The organism is Pseudomonas sp. MD195_PC81_125, assembly GCF_014060985.1.
GTDB lineage: Bacteria > Pseudomonadota > Gammaproteobacteria > Pseudomonadales > Pseudomonadaceae > Aquipseudomonas > Aquipseudomonas parakoreensis.
Genome location: NZ_JABULD010000172.1, coordinates 1 through 6,986, shown reverse-complemented (window position 1 = coordinate 6,986; position 6,986 = coordinate 1). Strand labels below are relative to the sequence as shown.

The 6,986-nt window shown below is 60.4% G+C and carries 6 protein-coding genes and 1 pseudogene; 6 read left to right on the top strand and 1 reads right to left on the bottom strand.

Translation table 11 applies throughout. From position 1 onward, the window contains the following. From HT737_RS07555 to HT737_RS07530, 6 genes and pseudogenes are all read left to right on the top strand, one after another. Positions 1–130, top strand: a pseudogene (locus tag HT737_RS07555) (DUF1016 domain-containing protein); the annotation flags it as partial. Positions 131–239: 109 nt separating this feature from the next. Continuing rightward, positions 240–1,142 carry a cysteine synthase CysM gene (cysM, locus tag HT737_RS07550; protein WP_041067515.1) on the top strand — a complete coding sequence of 301 codons (903 nt, stop codon included), beginning with the start codon at positions 240–242 and terminating at the stop codon, positions 1,140–1,142. Next, positions 1,142–2,518: a 23S rRNA (uracil(1939)-C(5))-methyltransferase RlmD gene (gene rlmD / locus HT737_RS07545; protein ID WP_182402052.1), complete on the top strand. Its 1,377-nt coding sequence runs from the start codon at positions 1,142–1,144 to the stop codon at positions 2,516–2,518. The genes cysM and rlmD overlap by 1 nt, the downstream gene beginning before the upstream one ends. A 102-nt stretch (positions 2,519–2,620) precedes the next feature. Continuing rightward, the gene (relA, locus tag HT737_RS07540) at positions 2,621–4,864 is read left to right on the top strand and encodes a GTP diphosphokinase (protein ID WP_041067509.1); all 2,244 of its coding nucleotides are present in this window, start codon (positions 2,621–2,623) and stop codon (positions 4,862–4,864) included. A gap of 108 nt (positions 4,865–4,972) precedes the next feature. Continuing rightward, on the top strand, positions 4,973–5,806 hold the full coding sequence (gene mazG / locus HT737_RS07535; RefSeq protein ID WP_182402050.1) for a nucleoside triphosphate pyrophosphohydrolase: 834 nt from the start codon (positions 4,973–4,975) through the stop codon (positions 5,804–5,806). A 26-nt stretch (positions 5,807–5,832) separates the two neighbouring features. Further along, a complete protein-coding gene (locus HT737_RS07530; protein ID WP_182402048.1) occupies positions 5,833–6,375 on the top strand; it encodes a DUF2058 domain-containing protein in 543 nt (180 codons plus the stop codon). Positions 6,376–6,513: 138 nt separating this feature from the next. Here the strand turns inward: HT737_RS07530 and HT737_RS07525 are convergent, their stop codons facing one another. Further along, positions 6,514–6,702 (bottom strand): hypothetical protein, encoded by a 189-nt coding sequence (locus HT737_RS07525; protein ID WP_003227153.1) that lies wholly within the window; start codon positions 6,700–6,702, stop codon positions 6,514–6,516. Positions 6,703–6,986: the final 284 nt, after the last annotated feature.

The window sequence follows — 6,986 nt, the reverse complement described above, 5'->3', positions numbered from 1 at the left end:
CGCCCTCAACCGCAGCTTGTCTGCAGCATTGATCGCGGAATATCAGGTGCAGTTGCCAGACAAACAATTGCTGCAAGCCAAATTGCACGAGTTCTATGCCATGAATGTCGCAGGGGATGAAGAAGGCTGAGCCATCTGCTTATTCCCAGAAACCATAAGCACCGCACTTTGCGTGATATGGCCTGCGAACGTTTGCCGGTATGATAGGCGCCCCCGCACGTCTGGATTGCGAATACGCCATGACCCTGCAGTACCCAACCATCGCCGATTGCGTCGGCAACACGCCGCTGGTGCGTTTGCAGCGCCTGCCCGGTGCTACCAGCAACACCCTTTTGCTCAAGCTTGAAGGGAATAACCCGGCGGGTTCGGTCAAGGACCGTCCGGCGTTGTCGATGATCACTCGCGCCGAGTTGCGCGGGCAGATTCACGCTGGCGATACATTGATCGAAGCGACCTCGGGCAACACCGGCATCGCGCTGGCCATGGCTGCCGCGATCAAGGGTTACAAGATGATCCTGATCATGCCGGACAACTCCAGTGCCGAGCGTAAAGCGGCGATGACCGCATACGGTGCCGAGCTGATTCTGGTCAGCCAGGAAGAAGGCATGGAAGGCGCGCGCGATCTCGCCCAGCGGATGGAAGCCGAAGGCCGTGGCAAGGTGCTCGATCAGTTCGCCAACGGCGACAATCCTGAAGCGCACTACACCACCACTGGCCCGGAAATCTGGCGTCAGACCCAGGGCACCATCACCCATTTCGTCAGTTCGATGGGCACCACCGGCACCATCATGGGCGTCTCGCGCTACTTGAAAGAGCAGAGCGACAGCGTGCAGATCATCGGGCTGCAGCCGATGGAAGGCTCGGCCATTCCCGGCATCCGTCGCTGGCCGCAGGAGTACCTGCCGAAGATCTATCAGGCTGACCGCGTTGACCGCATCGTCGACATGGCGCAAAGCGAAGCCGAGGACGTCACCCGGCGTCTGGCCCGCGAAGAAGGCATCTTCTGTGGCGTGTCCTCGGGCGGTGCGGTGGCAGCGATGCTGCGCCTGTCCAAAGAAGTTGAAAACGCGGTGATCGTCGCGATCATCTGCGACCGTGGCGACCGTTATCTGTCGACCGGCATTTTCGACGCGGCCAACTGATGGCCAGGCACGAGAGAGGCCTGCGCTTCCAGCCCACCGGCGGCAGCAAGGCCGCGCAAATCCCGACTGGCAAAAAGCAGCGCCTGAGCATCGAGCGCCTGGCCAATGACGGTCGCGGCATCGCGTTTTTCGAAGGCAAAACCTGGTTCGTCCTCGGCGCCCTCGCCGGTGAAGAAGTCGAGGCGCGGGTGCTCGGTACCCACGGCAAAGTGGTCGAAGCGCGCACCGAGCGCGTGTTCAAGGCCAGTGAACTGCGTCGCCCGGCTGCCTGTCAGCACGCCGGCCGTTGCGGTGGCTGCAGCGTGCAACACTTGCCCCATGCCGAACAGCTTGCCCTGAAACAGCGCATGCTCGCCGAGCAGCTGTCGAAGGTTGCCGGGGTCGCGCCTGACGAATGGGCGGCGCCGCTGACCGGAGCGGAATTCGGCTATCGCCGCCGCGCGCGGATCGCCGTGCGTTGGGACATGAAAGCCAAGCAGCTCGAAGTCGGTTTTCGCGCCGCCGGCAGTCAGGACATCGTCGGTATCAACGAATGCCCGGTGCTGGTACAGCCCTTGCAACCGATCATGACCCGTTTGCCGGAGATGCTCCGTCGTTTGAGCAAACCGCAAGCGCTGGGGCACGTCGAGTTGTTCAGTGGTTCTTCGCTGGCGGTGTTGTTGCGACACATGGCGCCGTTGTCTGAAACCGACCTGACGATCCTCAAGGAATTCTGTCAGTTCCATGACGCGCAACTGTGGCTGCATGGCGACGGCGAGCCGCAACCGGTGGATGCCACGCAGTCGCTGGGTTATCGCCTGGAACAGTGGGATCTGGATCTGGCCTGGCGGCCGGGGGATTTCATCCAGGTCAACGCCGGGGTCAACGAGGCGATGGTGGCGCAGGCACTGGACTGGCTGAAGCCGACCGGTGACGAGCGCGTGCTCGACCTGTTCTGCGGCCTGGGCAACTTCGCCTTGCCATTGGCCAAAAGCGTGCGCGAAGTGGTGGCGGTGGAGGGCGTGCAGACCATGGTCGACCGCGCCGCTGCGAATGCCGCTAGCAACAATTTGCATAACACAAAGTTTTTTCAAGCCGATTTATCCCAGCCTTTGACCGATGTCGAATGGATCGGAAACGGCTTTTCTGCGGTACTCTTGGACCCACCGCGTGACGGTGCTTTCGAGGTGGTGCGCAAGCTCGCGACCCTGGGTGCCGAGCGGTTGGTTTATGTGTCGTGCAACCCTGCAACTCTGGCGCGCGATACGGTCGAATTGATCAAGCAGGGCTACCGGTTAAAACGTGCCGGGATTCTCGATATGTTTCCTCAGACGGCGCATGTCGAGGCCATGGCGTTATTTGAAGCGAGCCAGGATGGCTCGTCTGAATCCGTCTGATCTGTCCGCGCAGCGCTCGCTTCAGCCCCGCGAGCGCAAACGGGGCATTAGGGATCAGCGATTTGACGCATTGAATCTGCGTCGTAGGGAAGGTAAAGCAGCATGGTACAGGTGAGAGCACACCAGCCGATCAACACCGACGGCAGTATCAATCTCGAGGCTTGGCTCGATCACGCGGTCAGTGTCGACATGGCACTGGATCGCGAAGCCTTGAAAGAAGCCTGCGAGTTCGCTCGCGAGGCCGAACAGCAGTCCAATGCCAAGAAGAACCTGTGGGCCGAGGGCAGCGGCAGTTTCAGTACGGGCCTGGAGATCGCCGAGATTCTCGCCGACCTCAAGCTCGACCAGGATTCGCTGGTCGCGGCGGTGCTGTACCGCGGCGTGCGTGAAGGCCAGATTGAACTCGCGGCCGTCAGCCAGCGTTTCGGTCCGGTGGTGGCCAAGCTGATCGACGGCGTGCAGCGCATGGCGGCGATCAGTGCCAGCCTCAGCCCGCGCCAGTCGATGGTGATGGGCACCCAGGGCCAGGTGGAAAACCTGCGCAAGATGCTGGTGGCGATGGTCGACGACGTCCGCGTCGCGCTGATCAAACTGGCCGAACGTACCTGCGCGATCCGCGCGGTAAAAACCGCCGACGACGAGAAGCGTAACCGCGTCGCCCGGGAAGTCTTCGACATCTATGCGCCGCTCGCGCACCGACTCGGCATCGGCCATATCAAGTGGGAACTGGAGGACTTGTCCTTCCGTTACCTCGAACCCGATCAATACAAACAGATCGCCAAGCTGCTCCACGAGCGGCGGCTGGACCGTGAGCGCTTCATCAGCGATGTGATGACCCAGCTCAAGGATGAATTGCAGGCCACTGGCGTCGACGCCGACATCAGCGGCCGGGCCAAGCACATCTATTCGATCTGGCGCAAAATGCAGCGCAAGGGTCTGGAGTTCAGCCAGATCTACGACGTGCGCGCGGTGCGCGTGCTGGTGCCGGAAATGCGCGACTGCTACACCGCGCTCGGCATCGTCCACACCCTGTGGCGGCACATCCCGAAAGAGTTCGACGACTACATCGCCAACCCGAAAGAGAACGGCTATCGCTCGCTGCACACGGCGGTGATCGGTCCGGAGGGCAAGGTGCTTGAGGTGCAGATTCGCACCCACGCCATGCACGAGGAGGCCGAGTTGGGCGTGTGTGCGCACTGGCGCTACAAGGGCACCGACGTCAAATCCGGCTCCAATCACTACGAAGAGAAAATCTCCTGGCTGCGTCAGGTCCTCGAGTGGCATGAAGAGCTGGGTGATATCGGTGGTCTGGCCGAACAGCTGCGGGTCGATATCGAACCGGATCGGGTCTACATCTTCACCCCGGACGGCCACGCCATCGACTTGCCGAAAGGCGCGACGCCGCTGGACTTCGCCTACCGCGTGCACACCGAGATCGGTCACAACTGCCGTGGCGCCAAGATCAATGGTCGCATCGTGCCACTCAACTACAGCCTGCAGACCGGTGAACAGGTCGAGATCATCACCAGCAAGCACGGTACGCCAAGCCGCGACTGGCTGAACCCGAACCTGGGCTATGTCACCACCTCCCGGGCGCGAGCGAAGATCGTTCACTGGTTCAAGTTGCAGGCCCGTGACCAGAACGTCGCGGCGGGTAAAACCCTGATCGAGCGCGAACTCAATCGCCTCGGTCTGCCGGCGGTGGATTTCGACAAGCTGGCCGAAAAGGCCAACATGAAAACCGCCGAAGACATGTTCGCCGCCCTCGGTGCCGGCGACCTGCGTCTGGCGCAACTGGTCAACCTGGCGCAGCAACTGGTCGAGCCGGAACGCGGTAACGAACAACTGGAGCTGATTCCGCGCAAGGCGACCGGTTACAAGCCGGGCAAGCGCGGCGACATCCAGATTCAGGGCGTCGGCAACCTGATGACGCAAATGGCTGGCTGCTGCCAGCCGCTGCCGGGCGATGCGATTGTCGGTTACATCACCCAGGGCCGCGGCGTGAGCATCCACCGTCAGGACTGCGCCTCGGTGTTGCAACTGGCCGGGCGCGAGCCTGAGCGGATCATCCAGGTCAGCTGGGGTCCGGTGCCGGTGCTCACCTATCCGGTGGACATTGTCATCCGCGCCTACGACCGTTCCGGTCTGCTGCGTGACGTCTCGCAGGTGCTGCTCAACGAGCGGATCAACGTGCTGGCGGTCAACACCCGCTCGAACAAGGAAGACAACACCGCGCTGATGTCGCTGACCATCGAGATTCCGGGGCTGGATGCGCTGGGGCGTTTGCTGGGGCGGATTTCGCAGTTGCCGAACATCATCGAAACGCGGCGTAACCGTACCCCATAACGCGGTCCCCTGTAGGAGCTGCCGAAGGCTGCGATCCTTTGATCTTGAAAATCAAAATCAAAAGATCGCAGCCTTTGGCAGCTCCTACACGGTTGAGTGAGATTTTGTATGTACAGCCTTGAAGACCTGCTCCACCTGATGAACCGTCTGCGCGACCCGCAGTACGGTTGCCCGTGGGACATCAAGCAAACCTACGCAACCATCGTTCCGCACACCCTCGAAGAAGCCTACGAAGTGGCTGACGCCATCGAGCGCGGTGACTTCGATCATTTGCAGGGCGAGCTGGGCGATCTATTGTTTCAGGTGGTCTATTACAGCCAGCTGGCCCGGGAAGAAGGGCGCTTCGAATTCGCCGGGGTGGTCGACAGCATCACCCGCAAGCTGATCCGCCGTCACCCACACGTCTTCCCCACCGGCGATCTGTATGCGCCGCTGGATGTGCCGCGCCTGAGCGAAGAACAGGTCAAGCAGCGCTGGGAAGAGATCAAGGCCGAAGAACGTGCCGAGAAATCTGCCGCGCCCGAGCAGCTGTCACTGCTCGATGACGTGCCCGCCGCGTTGCCGGCGCTGTCGCGTTCGGCCAAGTTGCAAAAACGTGCCGGGCAGGTCGGCTTCGACTGGCCGGATGCCCTGCCGGTACTGGACAAGGTGCGCGAAGAACTCGATGAAGTGCTCGAGGCCATGTCCGAAAATAATCCCCAGGCGGTGGCCGACGAGATCGGCGATCTGCTGTTTTCCGTGGTCAATCTGGCCCGGCATCTGAAGGTCGATCCGGAAACTGCGCTGCGTGGCGCCAACGCCAAGTTCGAACGACGTTTCCGTTTTATCGAACAGGCATTGCGCGACACCCGTCGTCCCATGGAAGATTGCACCCTCGAAGAGTTGGACGCCCTGTGGGGTGAAGCCAAACGCCAGGAAAAGAATCTGCCCAGCTGCGGCTGAGCCGTTGCCCAAGTGAGTAAGCATTAATGAGCCTTTCCCTTCGCGACCAGTTGCTCAAAGCAGGCCTGGTCAACCAAAAGCAGGCCAAGCAGGTCAGCAAAGACAAGCAGAAGCAACAGCGCCTGGTCCACAAAGGGCAGGCCGAACTGGATGATTCGCAGCAGCGCGCCGCTCAGGAAGCCATGGCCGAGAAGGTCAAGCGCGACCAGGAGCTGAACCGTCAGCAGCAGGAGAAGGCCGAGGCCAAGGCCCGTGCCGCGCAGGTCAAGCAGTTGATCGAAGTCTCGCGTCTGCCCAAGCTGACCACCGAGGACTACTACAACTTCGTTGACGACAAGAAGGTCAAGCGCATCTCGGTCAATACGCTGATGCGCAACAAACTCAGCAGCGGTTCGCTGGCCATCGTGCACCATGCCGGCGGTTACGAAGTGATCCCCCGTGAAGCGGCCCTGAAGATCCAGGAGCGCGACCCGCAGCGTATCGTGCAGCTCAACGTGCAGACCGAAGAGGTCAATGCCGAGGACGATCCGTACGCGGCCTATCAGATCCCTGATGACCTGATGTGGTAAACCGATAAAGCTGTAATAACGACAAACTGTGGCGAGGGAGCTTGCTCCCGCCGGGGCGCGGAGCGGCCCTTGTTTTAAAGCAGGGCCTGCTGCGCAGTCCAGCGGGAGCAAGCTCCCTCGCCACAGGTTCAATATCGCCTAAGCGGATTTCAGATCCCGCTGCTGTTCCTGCAGTTCAAGTTCGGCCTTGTAGTTGTGGGCATCGATCTCGTTGTGGAACATGCCGACCAGCAAGTCTTGTTGATGCACATCCCAGATCCGTACACCGGCGGCTACGCCTTCATGGGACATGTGTGAATCGTCGCGTTCAGTTACTTTTACAGTCATCTGCTAGCTCCAATCTCTGTTATCTGCAGCAAGGCGTGTGCAGGTCTCTGTTATAGAATTTGTTAGCCTGCTAAGTAAACGCTTGATTTGCGCAAGGTGTTGTTGCGGTTTTTGCAACAGTGCTGCAGCCCGCTAAATCCGCGACATTCGGTCGCAGGGTGCAAGGTTTCATGACAGAAGTTTCATCTTGGAAGGTACTGATGTCCTCTGTAGGAGCTGCCGCAGGCTGCGATCTTTTTGACTTTTGATTTTTTAAAAGACAAGATCAAAAGATCGCAGCCTTC

Excerpts from the sequence above, each read along its gene's own strand:
- rlmD (WP_182402052.1), top strand. The coding sequence starts at position 1,142 with ATGGCCAGGCACGAGAGAGGCCTGCGCTTCCAGCCCACCGGCGGCAGC.
- HT737_RS07530 (WP_182402048.1), top strand. The coding sequence starts at position 5,833 with ATGAGCCTTTCCCTTCGCGACCAGTTGCTCAAAGCAGGCCTGGTCAAC.
- relA (WP_041067509.1), top strand. The coding sequence starts at position 2,621 with ATGGTACAGGTGAGAGCACACCAGCCGATCAACACCGACGGCAGTATC.
- cysM (WP_041067515.1), top strand. The coding sequence starts at position 240 with ATGACCCTGCAGTACCCAACCATCGCCGATTGCGTCGGCAACACGCCG.
- HT737_RS07525 (WP_003227153.1), bottom strand. The coding sequence starts at position 6,702 with ATGACTGTAAAAGTAACTGAACGCGACGATTCACACATGTCCCATGAA.
- mazG (WP_182402050.1), top strand. The coding sequence starts at position 4,973 with ATGTACAGCCTTGAAGACCTGCTCCACCTGATGAACCGTCTGCGCGAC.